We start from the raw sequence: 18,548 nt of genomic DNA on the forward strand, positions 1-18,548 counted from the left end.
TCAGCGCCGAAAGTAGTTGGGGGATCTCCCCCTGTGAGGATAGGACGTTGCCAGGCCAACGCAGAAGACGATCAAGCATATGCTTGATCGTCTTTTTTCATATTTTTTATAGTTTAGGAGGAATAACAGATGGCTCCTGCTCGGGAAAATCCGTTTACATTTTTAGAGGTTCTGGAACAGCATGTTCGTGAACACCGCGTCTCTTTCCACGTACCAGGTCATCATAATGGTACAGTGGTTGATGATCGCTTACCTGATGCATTCGCAAAAGTCATGCCTTACGATTTGACTGAGCTAGCACATTTAGACGATTTGCACGATGCCTCGGGAATCATTGAGCAAGCAGAATGTGCATTGGGTAAGTTGTATGAGAGTAAAAGTAAATGGCTTGTCAACGGATCGACTGTGGGAAATTGGAGTATGCTCGCGGCAACAGTGAAACGTGGTGAACGGGTATATGTTCAACGGAACTCACATAAATCGATTTGGAACGCGATCGAGTGGTTAGGATTAAAGCCAGTATTACTAACGCCTACCATTGAACGCGGCACAGGTATCCCGACGGTCGTAACATTAGATACGATTAAACAGGCCATTCAAGAATTTCCTGGAGGGAGAGCCGTCATGTTGACGTCTCCAACCTATTACGGGGATATGGCAGACATTCGAACGATTTCAGACTATTTGACACTATTAGACATTCCATTGCTTGTCGATGAAGCACACGGCGCTCATTTAATTCATCCACAGTTGCCACGTCGCTCTGCAATCTTCGAAGGAGCGAGCGCAGTCGTACAGTCCGCGCATAAAACGTTGCCTGCCTTAACCATGGGGGCTTGGGTTCACTATAAAGATAATATCGATGAAGCGCGTTTGAAGCATGCATTAGTCTCTTTCCAGACCTCGAGTCCGTCTTATCTCATCATGGCTTCATTGGATTATGCTCGTTCTTATCTAGAACGTTTAACGGATGAGGAATGGTCTGCTATCCAAAAAAGCCATGCACAATTTGTTCTTGAATTAAAACGAGCTGGTTTTGTTGTAAAAGTCGGAGATGACTTTACGAAGGTGACGATTCTGACTTATCCAAAGAATGGATTGATCTTTAGTCAGCATCTCGCCTCAATCGGCATAGACATCGAGTTGGTGGCAGTCGATCATGTGTTATTCTGCTTGCCATTAAGGGAAATAGAGAAACAGGAAATCGAGCATTGGATCAAATTAATAAAAAAAGCATCTACCCATGTGCCGATCATTGAAGACGATGAAACGATTTTCCCATTTCCACAAACCGAGCGCGTGTCTGAACTATATACGTCTGTAACAGCTCTTCCAATGCAGCGAGTTCTTTTCGACCAAGCAATTGGATTGATTTCAGCAGAGACGGTGATTCCATACCCACCAGGTATTCCATGGATTCTAAAAGGAGAGCGTATTACAGAAGAAAAAATCCGTGTGCTCCGGGAATGGATTTCTTTAGGGAGGAAGCTTCAAGCTAGTAAGCATGTTATGATAGAGCAAATTGACGTTATTGTAGAGGAGTTTTAAAACGTGAACGGAATGTTTATAACGGTTGAAGGACCTGATGGATCAGGAAAGTCCACACAGCTTCAATTATTAGTAGAAAACTTAAAGCAAAAAGGATATGACATTGTCGTGACCCGAGAACCCGGAGGAACAACGGTCGGGAATCAGATTCGCGAAGTGTTATTATCGCCGGATCATCATGAGATGACCCCACGCGTGGAGATGATGCTCTATGCCGCGTCACGGGCACAGAACGTGGAACAAGTGATTCGTCCAGCGTTAGAGCGGGGCGCGATTGTCCTCTGCGACCGGTTCATCGATGCATCCATTGCTTATCAAGGATATGGATTGCAGTATGACCTTGATCAGATTCGGTCATTAAATGAATGGGCAACGAATGGTCTCACACCCGATCTAACCTTTTTATTTGATTTAAACCCGGAACAGGCAAGTGCACGTATGAAGGATCGGGGACAGCTTGATCGAATTGAGAGTCGTGATCAAGCATTCCATGAGCGTGTCTATGCAGGATTCCAAACGTTACTGAAACAGTATCCAGAACGAATCGTTCGGATTGATGCTGATCAATCGATTGAATGCATTCAAGATGAGGTACTTGATTATACAATTGAACGACTACAACAAGGAGGCGTACAAATATGATGAAAATGGTAATTGCAATCGTACATGATAAGGATAGCGCACGTTTGTCCGACGCACTCGTCGAGCAAGATTTTCGCGCAACAAAGTTAGCCACGACTGGTGGATTTTTAAAAGAAGGTAATACAACGTTTATGATGGGGATTCCACAAGAGCGTCTTGATGATTTGATGGACGTGATTCAATCGAACTGCTCGAGCCGCGACCAAATGATCACGCCGATTTCACCGATGGGAGGACATGCGGATTCGTATATTCCTTACCCAGTCGAAGTACAAGTCGGAGGGGCGACGGTATTCGTCTTGCCGATCGAAGGATTCCATCAGTTTTAATGGGAGTTGGGCATATGCGTTTTCAAGAATTGAGCGAGTCGCAAACTGTCGTTTCTCGCATCATTCAAAATTCAATCGTTTCGAATAAAGTGGGGCATGCGTATATCTTCTCAGGAGATTATGAGCCTTATTTGATTGATACAGCCACATTGTTCGCCAAAGCCTTATTTTGTGAATCACCAGATGGTGCAGAGCCTTGTGGAGTGTGTCGAAACTGTCGGCGTATGGATTCTAAAAACATTGTCGACTACATCGAAGTGGAGCCGGACGGTGCGAGTATAAAAAAAGAACAGATTCAGCAATTGCTCAGTGATTTATCACTACGAGGTGCTGAAGGTGATCGCCAAGTGTACGTCATTCATCAAGCGCACAAGATGACGACTCAAGCGGCAAACAGTCTACTGAAATTCTTTGAAGAACCGGGAGTAGGAAAGCTTGCTATTTTAGTGACGACACAACCACAGTTGCTTCTTCCGACGATTCGTTCGCGCGCGCAACAACTTGCTTTTCGTCCAATCGACCGAGCCCAATTGGCGCAAACGATGTCAGAAGAACTGTCCTGTACGTATGATTTGGCATACCTTGCCTTGACCGTTTATCCGAAATGGGATGACGCGAAAGAAGCGCTTGAGCAGGAGTGGTTTGTACAGGCGTATGGGCTAGTGGTACAATTAATTGAAGTATTGACGAAACGACCTCAAGAGTTGCTCTTGTTCGCACAAGAAAAATGGTTAGGGCATTTCAAAGGACGGAATGAGTTGCGAGTCGGTCTTGAATTATTCGAACATTGGCTAGAGGAGGCACTTCATTTAAAAGTGCGAGATATGTATGCTCCGAAGCTATTTAAGAATGAGGCCGCCTTGTACAACGCATTTATCCAAAATCGATCTGTCACGAAGCTTACACATGCGATCGAAAGTGTACATGCGGCCATTTGGCGACTTGAGGCAAACGTCAATCCTCAATTAACGTTCGAACGACTTTCGTTCGATTTGCAGAAAGGATAGAAGCGCGTGCTTGAAGTAGTTGGAGTCCGTTTTAAAGAAGCGGGAAAAATCTATTACTTTTCACCAGGCGATGCAACGCTTAAACGTGGGGACCATGTCATCGTTGAAACGGTACGTGGCATTGAGTATGGGGAAATCGTCCAAGTCAACAAGCAGCTCGGCGAAGACGAAGTCGTCCTGCCGTTGAAGACAATCCTTCGTGTCGCGGACCAAAAGGATGCGGATATCGTACGCGATAATCGACTGGCAGCCGTTGATGCTCACGCCGTCTGTGAAGAAAAAATTCGAGAACATCAATTAGAAATGAAGCTAGTTGATGTTGAGTATACATTTGATCGCAATAAAGTGATCTTTTATTTTACTGCCGAGGGTCGCGTCGACTTTCGAGAATTGGTAAAAGACTTAGCTAGTGTGTTTCGGACACGAATCGAGCTCCGACAAATCGGTGTTCGTGATGAAGCGAAACTCCTTAGCGGGATTGGGCCATGTGGTCGGGTTCTTTGCTGCTCGTCATTTCTTGGGGAATTCGAACCGGTCTCGATCAAAATGGCCAAAGACCAGAATCTCTCGTTGAATCCGAATAAGATCTCTGGAGTATGTGGTCGTCTGATGTGCTGTTTGAAATATGAGAATGACACATATGAAGAACTGAAACGTGATTTACCAGACGTCGGCAAGCGAATCAAAATTCCAGAAGGTGATGGTCGGGTAATCGGTCTTAACATTTTGGACCAACTCATTCAAGTTGAGCTCCACGATCGGACGCGTGTCGTCACGTATACGATTGATGAACTCGTTGAGGTGGGTGCGATTAAACGAAAACCGTCAAAACAGTGATGGGGTGCTGAGCAGTGGAAAGAATGGACAAAAAAGAAGTAATGATGCGGGTGGATGCGATCGAGCAACAGATGCAGCTCCTCACCGAACATTTAGGCGTGTTAAAAGAGCAGCTCGCTTATTTGCTTGAAGAGAACCAGCATATGTATCTAGAGAATCATCACTTACGCGAAAAAGTCGAACAATTGGCAGAAGTTGATACGACAAATGGTGATTCACAAATCGCATTGTCTGGGAAAGGGCAGAACAATTTGGCTGCGCTGTATCAAGAAGGATTCCACATTTGTAACCTCCATTACGGACAGGTACGAAAAGATGGGGACTGTCTCTTCTGTTTGTCGATGCTCAATAAACATTAATACGGGGCGATAGATAGGGGTTCCCTATCCGTCGCCTTTCTTTTATAGAAGGAGGAAACGATGGTAACGGTTAAGGATGGAGAACGCCTTGATGATTTGCTCGGACGTCCAGGTAAAATCATTCAAAGTGATGATGTGTTCTCATTTTCATTAGATGCGGTACTGCTTGCAGAGTTTGTATGGGTGCCTATCCAAAAAGGACAACTGGTCGATTTGTGTGCTGGCACCGGGGCAATCCCGCTCTTTTTGTCATATCGTACAAAAGGAACGATAACAGGTGTGGAGATTCAATCGAAACTGGTCGACATGGCGAATCGAAGCATGGCGGTCAATCGTCTTGAAGAGCGAATTCGAGTGGTGGAGGGCGATGTGAAAACGGCAGCGACGCAGCTCGGGCATGCACGATATGACGTAGTCACTTGTAACCCGCCCTACTTTTTAGCGAACGAGACGTCACTCCGAAATCAAAATGAGCATCATACGATTGCGCGCCATGAAGTGCTGTGCACGCTGGAAGATTGCATCAGGACGGCCAGTCAACTCGTCAAACCGGGAGGGAAAGTGGCGTTCGTACATCGGCCAGAACGTTTACTTGATATCCTGACGTTGATGCGTGCGTATCGAATTGAACCAAAACGAATGCAACTCGTTTACCCGAAAGCGGGACGCGAGGCGAATACCTTATTAATCGAGGGATCGAAAGATGGAAAAGCAGGTCTTAAAATTTTACCGCCATTTGTTGTCTATGAAGAAGACGATACGTATACAGAAGCGATGCGAGCTATTCTCGATGCCTAAACATTATACGTACATCTTGGAATGCGGTGATGGAACGTACTACACGGGCTATACGACAGACGTGGAAAAGCGACTCCTTGCACATAATGCCGGGAAAGGTGCGAAATATACGAAAGCTCGTCTCCCTGTACGACTTCGGTACGTACAATCGTTTGAGACGAAGCGGGAGGCCATGCGATACGAATGGTCCATCAAGCAATTGACCCGAGCACAAAAAGAGAAGTTGATGGAGGGGACGACCAATGAATTCACAGAAGAGCTATCAAACTGAACAACCGACGTTGTATGTCGTGCCGACCCCAATTGGAAACTTGGAGGATATGACGTATCGCGCGGTACGAACCCTTCAGGAAGTAGACTTAATCGCAGCGGAAGACACACGACAAACGATGAAGCTTTGCCGACACTTTGACATTGCGACAAAATTGATTAGCTATCATGAACACAATAAAGAAGTGAGTGGTCCAAGACTGATTGACGATCTGTTGTCAGGGAAATCGATTGCCGTTGTCTCAGATGCAGGTATGCCTGGAATCTCAGACCCGGGAAGCGATCTCGTGCGATTAGCCATTGAGGAAAACATCCCGGTTGTCGTCTTACCCGGTGCGAATGCAGCACTCACGGCACTCGTCGCATCCGGTCTTGCAACTGAACGTTTTCTCTATTACGGTTTCTTGCCGCGTAAGAAGAAGGATCGGGTTGAGGTTCTCGAATCGATTCAATACGAACCGGGCACCGTCATTTTTTATGAGGCTCCTCATCGTTTGAAAGAGATGTTGACAGCGATTCGACAAGTGTTCGGGAATCGACAAATCGTATTAGGTCGTGAACTGACAAAAACGTTTGAAGAGTTTTTGAGAGGAACTGTGGATGAGGCGTTGACATGGTGTGAGGGTGAAGTTCGTGGTGAGTTTGTCGTCTTGGTGAGTGGAGCGACAGAGGCGGCACCTACGACAACATGGTGGGAAACACTATCTGCATACGAGCACGTGGTTCACTATATCGAAGAAGGGCTGAAACCAAACGCAGCAATCAAACAGACTGCGAAAGACCGCGGCGAGTCTCGGAATGATGTATACGATACGTATCATCAATTGCATAAAAAAGAGTAAGCAAGGAAATCCTTGCTTACTCTTCGCTGTAGTAATTTTCGAGCATGTTCTTCAACTCAACGAGAACACGTTGTGCACCTTCTGGTGACAAGATGAGTTTGCCGTCTGCCAATTTGAAGTTATCATCTGATACTTCGCCTGTAACTTGGCAAGTCATGTTTGGCTTATATTTTTTCAAAACGATTTGATCGTTGTCGACGTAAATCTCCAGAGCATCTTTCTCTGCGATACCGAGTGTACGACGCAATTCGATTGGAATAACGACACGACCAAGCTCATCAACCTTACGTACAATACCTGTAGATTTCATTTTGTGTTTCCTCCTCCAATGATGTCGAAATCTCGTGGTGACATGAATCGTCAAAATTCGACAATGTGACTACAGCAAAAAGCATACTAAACTTTCCAATTGTAGTCAACTGCTTACTATCTGGAAAAGTAAATTTTCGAAATTTGTCGAATCAAGAACGATATATACCTAAATTTCCCCGTAAGTTTGAACTTGAAACAAAGAAAGGGTATTTTTGGAACATTTATGACGAAGAAAACGCAAAAAAATTCCAAACAATTAGGTTTGGAAATTCTTTTGTCGAACCGTGTATAATGGAAATTGCAAATGTCGAAAGGATGGAGAATAAATCATGGCGAAGCCGACTTTTTATATTACAACCCCAATTTATTATCCGAGTGCAAAACTGCACATCGGTCACGCATATACCACGGTAGCAGGTGATGCGATTGCGCGCTACAAACGCTTAAAAGGTTTTGATGTCCGTTATTTGACAGGAACGGATGAGCACGGTCAAAAGATTCAAGAAAAAGCGAAAGAAGCAGGCGTGACACCACAAGCTTTCGTGGATGAAGTCGTGGAAGAGATCAAGGTCTTATGGGACCGTCTTGAAATCTCGTACGATGACTACATCCGTACGACAGAGGACCGTCATAAGAAAGTGGTCGAGCATGTTTTCGAGACATTACTTAAAAATGGGGACATCTACCTCGGTGAGTACGAAGGATGGTATTCCGTACCGGATGAGACATACTACACTGAATCGCAGCTCGTCGATGGAAAAAGTCCTGACAGTGGACATCCGGTCGAACTCGTTCGTGAGGAGTGCTACTTCTTCCGCCTCAGTAAATACGCGGACCGCTTGATTGAATATTTTGAGTCACATCCTGATTTTATTTTGCCAGAATCTCGTAAAACCGAGATGATCAATAACTTCTTAAAGCCAGGTCTTCAAGATTTGGCTGTATCACGTACGACATTTGACTGGGGCGTACAAGTTCCATCGAACCCGAAGCACGTCGTGTACGTATGGGTCGATGCGCTCACAAACTATATCTCATCACTCGGATACGGCACAGACAACGATGAACTCTTCAACCGTTACTGGCCAGCAGACGTTCATTTGGTAGGGAAAGAAATCGTACGTTTCCATACGATCATTTGGCCAGCCCTCTTAATGGCGCTTGACCTTCCATTACCGAAGCAAGTATTTGCGCACGGATGGTTGCTCATGAAGGATGGGAAGATGTCGAAATCGAAAGGGAACGTCGTGGACCCGATTCCATTGATTGACCGTTACGGCCTCGACTCGGTCCGCTATTACCTTCTCCGTGAAGTTCCATTCGGAGCGGATGGCACGTTCACGCCGGAAGCGTTCGTTGACCGTTTGAACTTTGATTTAGCGAACGACCTCGGAAACTTATTGAATCGCACCATTGCGATGATTAAAAAGTACTTCGACGGAAACATTCCGGCATATAACGGAAATGTCACGGCATTTGATGCAGAATTGTTGAACGTGGTGAAAGAGACGACACGCAAAACAGAAGAAGCCATGGAGCACATGGAGTTTTCGGTCGCACTCACAAACATTTGGCAACTCGTCAGCCGTGCGAATAAATATATCGATGAGACACAACCATGGGTTCTCGTGAAAGAGGAGTCGAAGCGCGAGGAGCTGGCTTCTGTCATGACACATCTTGCGGGCGTACTTCGTCATGTTGCCATCATGATTCAACCATTCATGACGCGCGCTCCAAAAGAGATGTTCCGTCAGCTCGGACTCGAGGGAGAGGACATGTCATGGGAGGCGTTGGATACATTCGCAGACTTTAGTGACGCAGTTGTGACGGACGGGACACCGATTTTCCCACGTCGTGATGTGAAAGAAGAAGTCGATGCAATCCAAGAAATGATGCGTCAGGCGTCTAAAGCACGGATTGAAGAGACGGAGACGGCATCAGTAGAAGAAGCTGACGAAGACATTCGTCCTGAAATCACGATTGATGTCTTCGACCAAGTCGAATTCCGTGTCGGTCAAATCGTCGAAGCCGATAAGATTAAAAAAGCGAAGAAACTGTTGAAACTTCAAGTCGACCTTGGGAAAGAGACGCGTCAAATCGTGTCTGGTATCGCTGAATGGTATGCCCCTGAAGATGTGGTTGGCAAGAAAGTCATCGTTGTCGCAAACTTGAAACCAGTCAAGCTCCGTGGAGAACTCTCGCAAGGGATGATTCTAGCGGCAGATCGTGACGGGAAACTAGAGCTCGCGACGGTCTCAGACCAGATGCCGAACGGTGCCATCGTCAAATAATGGAATGGGGGAGACCGCGGTCTCCCTCTCTTTTTCTAAGGAGGAAACAAGATGTTAATTGATACACATACGCACATTAATGCGGAACAGTTCAGTGAAGACGTGGAGGAGACGATTGAGCGAGCGAGAGAAGCGGGCGTTTCTCCGCTACTCGTCGTCGGATTTGATACACCGACTATCGATCGAGCCATTGAACTGGCAGAAACGCATGAAGATATTTATGCCATTGTCGGATGGCATCCTGTCGATGCGATTGACTGTACGGATGCGGATTTAGCACGAATCGAAACACTCATGAGTCATCCGAAAGTCATGGCACTCGGTGAAATTGGTCTCGATTATCATTGGGACAAATCACCGAAAGACGTGCAACAGCACCTCTTCCGTCAACAGATCGCCATTGCCAAGCGAACGAATATGCCAATTGTCATTCATAACCGAGAAGCAACGGCAGATGTCCTTGATATTTTAGAAGAAGAGCATGCTGAAGAAGTCGGTGGTGTGTTCCATAGTTACAGCATGTCCGTCGAACTTTTGCCTCGGTGCTTAGACTTGAGCTTCTATATTTCGTTAGGAGGACCGGTCACGTTCAAAAATGCGAAAGTTCCGAAGGCGGTGGCGCAAGAAGTGCCACTGGATCGTCTGCTTGTCGAGACGGACTGTCCGTACTTGACGCCAACACCGTTCCGTGGAAAACGAAATGAACCAGCGTACGTCAAATATGTAGCCGAAGAAATCGCCACTCTTCGCGATATGCCTTACGATGAACTCGCTGCTGCTACGACAGTCAACGCGAAGAAGTTGTTCCGACTCCCATGATCAAGCGTGTATTAGCGAGTATCGGTATTATTGCGACGGCTTCTGTGGCGTACGTGATGTTACAACCTGAATCGATTCGAATCGTCGATGACGGTTTGGTGATCGAGCATGAGACACGAGCCGACTCGGTTCTCGAGGTGCTCGAAGAGTTAAATATCACACTAGATGAATCAGATTATGTCACACCGGCGCTCAGTGAAGATGTACGAGACGACCGTCTAATCCGGATTGAGCGTTCACACGAGGTCTCACTTCAGATTGGCTACGGTCAAACGGAGACGGTGCAGACGCGCGAGCGGACTGTAGAGGATGTCTTACTGCGATACGGAGTCACGGTACGAGACGGAGATACGGTGTATCCATCAGTCCGTACACCGGTGACGAATGGGATGACGATTCGATATCAACCGGTCGTGGCCGTGAATCTCATTGTCGGTCAAGAGGCGTTGACGATTTATACAATGGCTACGGATGTGGAGCAACTCTTAATGCAAGAGAACATCGATGTGACGGAAAGTGATACGGTCATGCCGGCCCCTTCCACGCCGATACGAGAAGGATTGACGATTACGGTCAATACGAATCGTGATGTCGTTCAATATGAGAGTGAGTTGATCCCGTTTGAAGTGGTCGAGGAAGAGGATGATACGCTCGAAGAAGGTGTGATGCAAATGGTGCAGGTCGGGGTTCCTGGACTTGAACGGACAAGGTATGCACTTACTGTGGAAAATGGTACAATTACAAATCGTACGAAAACAGATGTCGAGACATTGCGTAAAACGATGCCGCAGATTATCAAAGTGGGAACGAAGAAAGTCGCAGAACCGATAACCGAGCCTGAGTCAACGACCGCGGATGAATCGAGCCCATTCATTCCGGAAGCTGAAGTCGAGATTGCCGAACCGCCGAAAACAGATGACGTACTCGATTTTTCATCTGCGAAACAATTGCTTGTGGAAGCGACCGCTTATACGAACAACCCGGAAGACACGGTAACATACGACGGACGCGTGCTGACAAGAAGCGGATATGATGTAACCGACACGATTTTGTATGAAGGCATGCGCATCATTGCCGTCGACCCTGCCATCATTCCACTCGGGACCCGTGTATATGTCGAGGGGATCGGTATGGCGATTGCCTTGGATACAGGAAGTGCAATCAAAGGGCAAAAAATCGATATCATGATGGATGAAAAGGAAGAGGCCGTAACGTTTGGTCGTAAACCACTCACCATCTGGGTGATTCCAAAGCAGGAAGAAGAGAAAGAAGGATCAGACAATGCGTGAGAAAATACAAGAAATTATCGTCGTAGAAGGGCGTGACGACACGGCGCGACTTCAAGAAGTATTCGACGTCGATACGATTGAAACGAACGGGTCTGCCGTATCCGATCAGACGATTGAACGAATCCGTCGTGCTCAGGAGAAGCGCGGGGTCATCATTTTGACGGACCCAGATTATCCAGGAGATCGTATTCGGGCGATTGTCGAGGAACGCGTCAAAGGATGTAAGCACGCACACTTGCCTCGGGCCGAGGCGAAGGACAAGCGTGGGAAAATCGGTGTGGAACATGCGAGTCCGGAGTCACTTCGCCGTGTCTTAGGAGCAGTGTTTGAACCGCGTGTCGAAACGGACCAACCAATCGTCACACGGAAAATGGTATTGGAGGCGGATTTAATCGGTGGAGCAGCGGCCGCGACGCGTCGGAAGCAACTCGGGGTGTTGCTTCGAATCGGTGAGCCGAATGCCAAACAATTTGTAAAACGGGTCGAGGCGCTCGGCGTCACGATTGAAGAGTGGGAGCAGGCACTTGCTCAATTAGAGGAGGAACAGGGTTGAAAGACATTGCAACAATCCAACGAACTAAAGCGATTTTAGAGCGACATGGGTTTTCATTCAAAAAATCGCTCGGTCAAAACTTTTTAATCGATTTGAACATCTTGAGTAAAATTGTCGGAGCAGCAGAACTGAGTGAAGCGAGCGGTGTCCTTGAAATCGGTCCCGGAATCGGCTCATTGACCGAACAATCGGCCAAGCGTGCCAAAAAAGTCGTTGCGCTTGAAATCGACCAACGTCTTTTGCCGATTTTAGATGATACGATGTCGCCTTATCCGCATGTGAAAGTCATCCATGGAGATGCATTGGAACTGAACTTACGGGAAATCGTAGAGCAAGAATTTTTAAACGAAGGTATTGAAGATATTTCGGTTGTCGCCAACTTACCTTACTACGTCACGACACCAATCATCATGCGTTTGCTTGAGAGCGGCGTTAAGTTCCGCTCGCTCGTCATGATGATTCAAAAAGAAGTGGCAGAACGGATTGGAGCAAAACCAGGCACGAAAGCATACGGTTCGCTATCGATTGCGATTCAGTATTATGCGGAAGCAGAAGTCAGTTTCATCGTGCCGAAAAACGTGTTCATCCCAGCGCCGAACGTCGATTCGGCCGTCATTACACTACGGATGCGCAAAGAACCGGCCGTACAAGTGAAAGACGAAGCATTTTTCTTTGATGTGGCCCGAGCAAGCTTCGCTCAGCGCCGTAAAACCATCCTGAACAATTTGACAAACTATATCGGGAAAGGACATAAGGTCGAACTCGAACGTTCGCTTCACGAGGCTGGAATCGATCCGAAACGTCGTGGAGAGACGTTAAGCCTAGAAGAATTCGCACGTTTGTCTGACACAATTTTACCACTTAAAAATAGTTGACGACCTGAAAACGAGTCGTTATAATATTAATCTTTATTTTCATATTCAATTGTGCTATACTTGTAACAGTGAGGTGAAGCGTATGCCAAAGACGTTACAAGAAATCAGACAAAAACTCGAATCGCATGTTGGTGAACGATTGACGTTGAAAGCAAACGGCGGTCGTAAGAAAGTTGTTACTCGGTTTGGAACGCTCGTTGAGACATATCCTGCGGTGTTCGTTGTGAAATTGGATGAAGACCTGCATAATGTGGAACGTGTCTCGTATAGCTACGCTGATGTCCTAACGGATACAGTTAAAATTGAATTCGGCAATTGATTTATAAATGAGGGGCGGATGCATTGGCAGCTGCTTCTTTTTTTGTGCGCCCGTTTACGGTACAATGGCGAACAGGAGACAAATGGGAAGGGTGAACGTGATGCGCACGATCAGTGTGAAAGCGCCGGCAAAAATTAATTTGACACTTGATGTCCTTGGAAAGCGTCCGGACGGCTATCATGAAGTAGAAATGGTAATGACGACAGTCGACTTGGCAGATCGCTTGGAGTTGACAGTTTTAGAGTCGGATGAGATTCGGATTCAATCAGAACACGCCTATGTGCCGAATGATCATCGGAATTTGGCGTATCGAGCAGCAGAATTGTTGCGCGAACGTTTTAACATTCAGCAAGGGGTCGAGATTGTGCTCGATAAACAGATTCCCGTGGCAGCTGGCCTTGCAGGTGGCTCGAGTGATGCGGCGGCAACGCTCCGTGGGATGAACGAACTGTTTTCATTGAACTTGTCATTAGAGGAGCTAGCAGAGCTCGGTGCCGAGATTGGATCGGACGTCTCATTTTGTGTCATCGGCGGAACAGCTATCGCCCGTGGTCGTGGTGAACAGTTAGAAATGATTCCGGCCCCGCCACCGTGCTATGTCGTTCTCGGTAAACCGAAAATCGGGGTATCGACGGCAGATGTGTATCGGGCAGTGCGTATGGAAGAGGTGCATCACCCTGATACCGAGGCAATGGTGGAGGCGATTCGTCAAAAAAATTTCCATGGAATCTGTGAACACCTTGGTAACTCACTTGAGAGTGTGACACTTAAGCTTCACCCGGAAGTGAAACAAATCAAAGAAACGATGCGTCATTGCGGAGCGGAAGGTGTTCTCATGAGTGGAAGCGGACCGACCGTGTTTGCGCTGATCGAACATGAGCAAAAAGCGCATCGAATCTATAATGGATTGAAAGGATTTTGCCCAGAAGTGTTCGTCGTTCGGATTCTCGGCAAAAGACATTGAACAAAAACGAATGAAAGTGATATATTTTCAATAGAACATTCGTTTATTATTGAAGATGTGAAGGAGAATCCGTATGAAAATTCGTAGAAGTGGTCGTCTCGTCGATATGACCCGTTATTTACTTGATCATCCGCATCAGCTTGTCTCGTTGTCGATGTTTTCAAGTCGCTATAAAGCTGCAAAGTCGTCGATTAGCGAAGACCTTGTCATTGTCAGTGAAATGTTGTCCCATGATGGGATCGGAAAATTGGTCACTGTCCCTGGTGCAGCCGGTGGTGTCATGTTTATCCCAGGATGGAGTAAAGAAAAATCGCTGGAGATGATTGATACGCTCTGTGAGCAACTATCAAAACCGGAGCGTCTCTTACCAGGAGGCTATCTCTACCTCACAGATGTACTAGGTAATCCAAGCCAAGTGAAACCGATGGGGCAGGTTTTTGCGTCCGTCTTCGCTGACCGGAAAGTCGATGTCGTCATGACGATTGCGACGAAAGGGATTCCCCTTGCCTATGCGGTCGCTGAACAGTTGGGCGTTCCGTTTGTGATTGTGCGTTCAGATAGCCGTGTCACAGAAGGTTCGACGGTCAGCATCAACTATGTATCAGGTTCATCGAAAGCGATTCGTACGATGGCGCTTGCACGTCGCAGTCTGCCACGTGGTGCGAATGTGCTTTTGATTGATGATTTCATGAAGGCCGGCGGGACGATTCGTGGGATGATGAGCCTCTTGAATGAATTTGAAGCCAATCTTGCGGGTGTCGGTGTCTTGATGGAGGCCGAAGGGGCCGAGAAAAAGATGGTGAGTGAATACGTCAGCTTGATGAAATTGACGAATGTCGATCCTGATGAAGGGCTTGTCACCATTTCGCGGGGGAATGTGGAACAATTCTTAAAGTGATTGGCAAAATTTTGATTTCGTTTTATGATTAGAGGGTATAGAGTTATCAATATGGAGTCATGACGTTCGTTTGAAACCAACTGAACCTTACAGAAGACCACACCATGGCGTAGACAACGATGAAAAAGGGGATGCGAAACATGCAGATCACAGACGTAAAAATTCGCAAAGTCGCGACAGAAGGCAGAATGAAAGCCTTGGCCTCAATCACACTTGACCATGAATTCGTTGTACACGATCTTCGAATCATCGAAGGAAGTAGCGGTCTATTTGTCGCCATGCCGAGCAAACGGACACCAGAAGGGATTTTTCGGGACATTGCGCATCCGATTAACGGGGAGATGCGACAAAAGGTCGAAGCGGCTGTATTGGAAACCTATTCCAATATGGATGTGGAAATCCTTGACCCACAACATGTGTCATACGGTACACATGAATGACAGAAAACAGCGGTTAGGTTGCCTACCGCTGTTTTTTTGCGTTTCAATGGTTAAGGAACGGTACAACTATTGAAACGAAGGCATGGTTTCGATATAGTAGAAACGGTGTAAATAGGATTTAGTTGCAGAAAAGCCGAACTATACAGACCAATCACAGCTGTTGTGAGATAGGAGCGAATCAAGCATGGAGCGTTTTGCAGTCATTTTGGCAGCAGGAAAAGGGACGCGAATGAAGTCGAAGTTATATAAAGTACTTCATCCGGTTCTAGGGAAACCAATGGTCGAACATGTTGTCGATCAGTTAGACCAAATCGGTGTCAGTCGTCAAATCGTAATCGTTGGCCATGGGGCGGAAGCGGTACAAGACACGCTCGGCACACGGGTAGAGTATGCGGTCCAGGAAGAGCAGCTTGGAACAGGACATGCTGTTCAGATGGCTGAAGCAGAACTTGCGGGTAAATCAGGGGCGACGCTTGTCGTCTGTGGAGATACACCGTTACTCACGGCAGAAACGTTAGAAGCCCTTCTCGCGCATCACGAAGCGCAACAAGCAAAAGTCACGGTGTTGACTGCGATTGCTGACGATGCGACCGGATATGGTCGAGTCGTTCGTGGTGAAGATGGGAATGTGACGAAAGTCGTGGAACATAAAGATGCTTCAGAAGCAGAACTTGCCATCAATGAAATCAACACAGGGACGTACGTATTCGATAACGAATTGTTGTTCGATGCGCTCAAACAAGTCGGTAACAACAATGCACAGGGCGAATATTACTTACCTGACGTCATTTCAATCGCAAAAGAAGCGGGCGAAGTGGTTGCGGCGCATACAGCACCGACGTTTGATGAGACGATTGGGGTCAATGACCGCGTCGCCTTGTCGCAAGCAGAAGCCATCATGCGCAAGCGGACAAATGAGCGTCTCATGCGTGAAGGGGTTACCTTCATGGACCCGGCATCGACGTACATTTCACCAGACGTGGTCATCGGATCGGATACGGTCATTTATCCGGGAACGGTCATTCTTGGCAAGACGACGATTGGCTCAGAATGTGTCATCGGACCAAACTCGGACATCCGCAACAGTGTGATTGAAGACCATGCCGTTGTACGCCAGTCTGTCGTGACTGATAGCCGAATCGGTGAGGCGGCTCAAGTCGGACCGTTCGCTCACTTACGTCAACAAGCTGTCCTCGGTGCGAACACGCGCGTCGGCAACTTTGTAGAGATTAAAAAATCGACGTTCGGTGACGGTGCGAAAGCGTCACACTTGAGCTATATCGGGGATGCGTCAATCGGTGAGCGCGTCAACTTAGGCTGTGGATCAATCACAGTAAACTATGACGGCAAGAACAAGTTCGAGACAGTCGTGGAAGACGATGCATTCGTTGGCTGTAACGTCAACTTGATTGCCCCTGTAAAAGTCGGGAAAGGCGCGATTGTCGCTGCTGGATCGACGATTACGAGTGATGTACCAGAAGAGGCGCTAGCGATTGCACGCGAACGCCAAACGAATAAAGAAGGCTACACAAAACGATAACTTGCTGCCAATCATTATGGAAAACAACGGAGGAGAATCCTAAACATGTCTACTGTATACGAACGAGAAATTCGTCTATTTAGCTTAAACTCGAACCGCCCGCTTGCTGAAGAAATCGCGAAAGAAATTGGTGTCCCGCTCAGCGATTGCCAAGTCAAACGTTTCAGCGACGGTGAACTCTATATCAACATCGAGGAAAGTGTTCGTGGAGATGATGTGTATGTCATCCAATCAACAAGCTCGCCTGTAAACGAAACGCTCATGGAATTGCTCGTCATGATCGATGCACTCAAACGTGCTTCTGTCCGTACGATCAACATCGTGATGCCGTATTATGGGTACGCACGTCAAGACCGTAAAGCACGCTCGCGTGAACCGATCACGGCGAAACTTGTCGCTGACCTTCTTACAGTAGCGGGTGCGACACGCGTCATCACGATGGATTTGCATGCAGCGCAAATTCAAGGATTCTTCAATATTCCGGTTGACCAATTACTTGGTGTACCGCTCATCTCGACTTACTTTGAAACAGAAGAGTTTCAAGCGAAAGATATCGTGGTCGTTTCTCCAGACCACGGTGGCGTGACACGTGCACGTAAATTGGCAGAACGTTTGAAAGCGCCGATTGCTATCATTGACAAGCGTCGTCCGAAAGCGAACGTCGCTGAAGTCATGAATATCGTCGGCAGTGTCGAAGGGAAAACGGCGATTTTGATCGACGACATCATCGATACAGCTGGAACGATCACACTTGCGGCAGATGCTATCGTCGAAGCGGGTGCGAAAGAAGTGTATGCGTCTTGTACACACCCAGTCCTTTCTGGTCCAGCGATGGAACGTATCGACAATTCATCAATCAAAGAGTTGGTCGTCTTAAATACCATCGATTTGACGGGTCGTCCTTGCTCGAGCAAGATCAAGCAAATGTCGGTCGCCCATTTGCTTGGGGAAGCGATTATGCGCGTACACGAGCATAAATCGGTCAGTACCCTATTCGATTAAAAAACGAGGCCCGGAGGCATTCGCCTTTGGGCTTTTTTGTTCAGGAGGAAATGATATGAAATGCATCGTCGGTCTTGGGAATCCCGGGAAAAAGTTTGAGATGACGCGGCACAATGTCGGTTTTTTAGCAATTGACCGTCTTGCCGAAAAGCATGGCATCTCGCTGAATGAAGCGAAGTTTAATGCCCTTATGGGAACGGGAAGAATCAATGGTGAACGCGTTGTACTTGTCAAACCACTCACGTATATGAACTTGTCGGGTGAAGCCGTCCGTCCCATTTTAGATTATTATAAAATTGAAATTGATGATTTATTAGTCATTTATGACGATTTGGATATGGTGCCTGGCAAACTTCGTTTCCGTCCGAAAGGGAGCGCGGGTGGTCATAATGGGATTAAATCTCTCATTCAACACTTGGGAACGGCTGAATTTAAACGATTGAAGCTCGGAATCGGTCGTCCCCCACACCCGATTAAAGTCGTCGACTGGGTGTTGATGAACTATCGTAAAGACGAGTTACCAGAATTAAATGAAACACTCGACAACGCCGTAACCGCAGCCACTGATTTTGTGGATATAGATTGGCTGGCGCTGATGAATCGATACAACTAAA

22 protein-coding genes are annotated in these 18,548 nt (G+C 47.0%); 21 read left to right on the top strand and 1 reads right to left on the bottom strand.

Annotated features, from left to right (window positions below):
• Positions 1-129 precede the first annotated feature (129 nt).
• Genes Q9R25_RS14225 through rsmI form a run of 9 tightly spaced genes read left to right on the top strand, consistent with a single transcriptional unit; the run spans position 130 to position 6,632 of the window.
• Positions 130-1,548, top strand: coding sequence for an aminotransferase class I/II-fold pyridoxal phosphate-dependent enzyme (locus Q9R25_RS14225; RefSeq protein WP_311283304.1), 1,419 nt, complete (start codon positions 130-132; stop codon positions 1,546-1,548).
• 3 nt (positions 1,549-1,551) lie between these two features.
• The gene (gene tmk / locus Q9R25_RS14230) at positions 1,552-2,190 is read left to right on the top strand and encodes a dTMP kinase (RefSeq protein WP_311283305.1); all 639 of its coding nucleotides are present in this window, start codon (positions 1,552-1,554) and stop codon (positions 2,188-2,190) included.
• The gene (locus Q9R25_RS14235) at positions 2,190-2,519 is read left to right on the top strand and encodes a cyclic-di-AMP receptor (RefSeq protein WP_031421800.1); all 330 of its coding nucleotides are present in this window, start codon (positions 2,190-2,192) and stop codon (positions 2,517-2,519) included. Before tmk ends, Q9R25_RS14235 begins: the two co-directional genes overlap by 1 nt.
• A gap of 14 nt (positions 2,520-2,533) precedes the next feature.
• Complete coding sequence (locus Q9R25_RS14240) at positions 2,534-3,526, top strand: DNA polymerase III subunit delta' (protein ID WP_078145937.1); 993 nt, start codon at positions 2,534-2,536, stop codon at positions 3,524-3,526.
• A gap of 6 nt (positions 3,527-3,532) precedes the next feature.
• Entirely contained in the window at positions 3,533-4,363 is an 831-nt protein-coding gene (locus tag Q9R25_RS14245) for a PSP1 domain-containing protein (protein ID WP_074035285.1), read from the top strand.
• Between the two features lie 23 nt (positions 4,364-4,386).
• Positions 4,387-4,722, top strand: a complete 336-nt coding sequence (yabA, locus tag Q9R25_RS14250) for a DNA replication initiation control protein YabA (RefSeq protein ID WP_012727746.1) — start codon at positions 4,387-4,389, stop codon at positions 4,720-4,722.
• Positions 4,723-4,782: 60 nt separating this feature from the next.
• Entirely contained in the window at positions 4,783-5,520 is a 738-nt protein-coding gene (locus tag Q9R25_RS14255) for a tRNA1(Val) (adenine(37)-N6)-methyltransferase (RefSeq protein ID WP_214686170.1), read from the top strand.
• On the top strand, positions 5,513-5,791 hold the full coding sequence (locus Q9R25_RS14260; protein ID WP_012727744.1) for a GIY-YIG nuclease family protein: 279 nt from the start codon (positions 5,513-5,515) through the stop codon (positions 5,789-5,791). The genes Q9R25_RS14255 and Q9R25_RS14260 overlap by 8 nt, the downstream gene beginning before the upstream one ends.
• Positions 5,763-6,632 (top strand): 16S rRNA (cytidine(1402)-2'-O)-methyltransferase, encoded by an 870-nt coding sequence (gene rsmI, locus Q9R25_RS14265; protein WP_269318567.1) that lies wholly within the window; start codon positions 5,763-5,765, stop codon positions 6,630-6,632. The genes Q9R25_RS14260 and rsmI overlap by 29 nt, the downstream gene beginning before the upstream one ends.
• A 16-nt stretch (positions 6,633-6,648) precedes the next feature.
• Here rsmI and Q9R25_RS14270 read toward each other — a convergent pair whose 3' ends face one another.
• Complete coding sequence (locus Q9R25_RS14270) at positions 6,649-6,942, bottom strand: transition state genes transcriptional regulator AbrB (protein WP_012727742.1); 294 nt, start codon at positions 6,940-6,942, stop codon at positions 6,649-6,651.
• 331 nt (positions 6,943-7,273) lie between these two features.
• Between Q9R25_RS14270 and metG the strand changes: the two genes are divergently transcribed.
• From metG to pth, 12 genes are all read left to right on the top strand, one after another.
• Positions 7,274-9,235, top strand: a complete 1,962-nt coding sequence (metG, locus tag Q9R25_RS14275; RefSeq protein WP_311283306.1) for a methionine--tRNA ligase — start codon at positions 7,274-7,276, stop codon at positions 9,233-9,235.
• Positions 9,236-9,286: 51 nt separating this feature from the next.
• On the top strand, positions 9,287-10,054 hold the full coding sequence (locus Q9R25_RS14280) for a TatD family hydrolase (RefSeq protein WP_311283307.1): 768 nt from the start codon (positions 9,287-9,289) through the stop codon (positions 10,052-10,054).
• On the top strand, positions 10,051-11,343 hold the full coding sequence (locus tag Q9R25_RS14285; RefSeq protein ID WP_311283308.1) for a ubiquitin-like domain-containing protein: 1,293 nt from the start codon (positions 10,051-10,053) through the stop codon (positions 11,341-11,343). Before Q9R25_RS14280 ends, Q9R25_RS14285 begins: the two co-directional genes overlap by 4 nt.
• Entirely contained in the window at positions 11,336-11,896 is a 561-nt protein-coding gene (rnmV, locus tag Q9R25_RS14290) for a ribonuclease M5 (protein WP_311283309.1), read from the top strand. Before Q9R25_RS14285 ends, rnmV begins: the two co-directional genes overlap by 8 nt.
• Positions 11,893-12,771, top strand: coding sequence for a 16S rRNA (adenine(1518)-N(6)/adenine(1519)-N(6))-dimethyltransferase RsmA (gene rsmA / locus Q9R25_RS14295; RefSeq protein ID WP_311283310.1), 879 nt, complete (start codon positions 11,893-11,895; stop codon positions 12,769-12,771). Before rnmV ends, rsmA begins: the two co-directional genes overlap by 4 nt.
• Positions 12,772-12,853: 82 nt before the next feature.
• Positions 12,854-13,090, top strand: a complete 237-nt coding sequence (locus Q9R25_RS14300; protein WP_012727736.1) for a Veg family protein — start codon at positions 12,854-12,856, stop codon at positions 13,088-13,090.
• Positions 13,091-13,190: 100 nt separating this feature from the next.
• Positions 13,191-14,054 (top strand): 4-(cytidine 5'-diphospho)-2-C-methyl-D-erythritol kinase, encoded by an 864-nt coding sequence (ispE, locus tag Q9R25_RS14305; RefSeq protein ID WP_311283311.1) that lies wholly within the window; start codon positions 13,191-13,193, stop codon positions 14,052-14,054.
• Between the two features lie 73 nt (positions 14,055-14,127).
• Positions 14,128-14,952 (top strand): pur operon repressor, encoded by an 825-nt coding sequence (gene purR / locus Q9R25_RS14310; protein WP_012727734.1) that lies wholly within the window; start codon positions 14,128-14,130, stop codon positions 14,950-14,952.
• 140 nt (positions 14,953-15,092) lie between these two features.
• A complete protein-coding gene (gene spoVG, locus Q9R25_RS14315; protein ID WP_012727733.1) occupies positions 15,093-15,392 on the top strand; it encodes a septation regulator SpoVG in 300 nt (99 codons plus the stop codon).
• A gap of 184 nt (positions 15,393-15,576) precedes the next feature.
• Positions 15,577-16,932 carry a bifunctional UDP-N-acetylglucosamine diphosphorylase/glucosamine-1-phosphate N-acetyltransferase GlmU gene (gene glmU, locus Q9R25_RS14320; RefSeq protein WP_012727732.1) on the top strand — a complete coding sequence of 452 codons (1,356 nt, stop codon included), beginning with the start codon at positions 15,577-15,579 and terminating at the stop codon, positions 16,930-16,932.
• A gap of 45 nt (positions 16,933-16,977) precedes the next feature.
• Entirely contained in the window at positions 16,978-17,934 is a 957-nt protein-coding gene (locus Q9R25_RS14325) for a ribose-phosphate diphosphokinase (protein ID WP_012727731.1), read from the top strand.
• A 55-nt stretch (positions 17,935-17,989) separates the two neighbouring features.
• A complete protein-coding gene (pth, locus tag Q9R25_RS14330; protein ID WP_214691684.1) occupies positions 17,990-18,547 on the top strand; it encodes an aminoacyl-tRNA hydrolase in 558 nt (185 codons plus the stop codon).
• The last annotated feature ends 1 nt before the right edge of the window (position 18,548 follow it).

It is taken from the genome of Exiguobacterium sp. BG5(2022) (assembly GCF_031844365.1).
GTDB lineage: Bacteria > Bacillota > Bacilli > Exiguobacteriales > Exiguobacteriaceae > Exiguobacterium > Exiguobacterium profundum.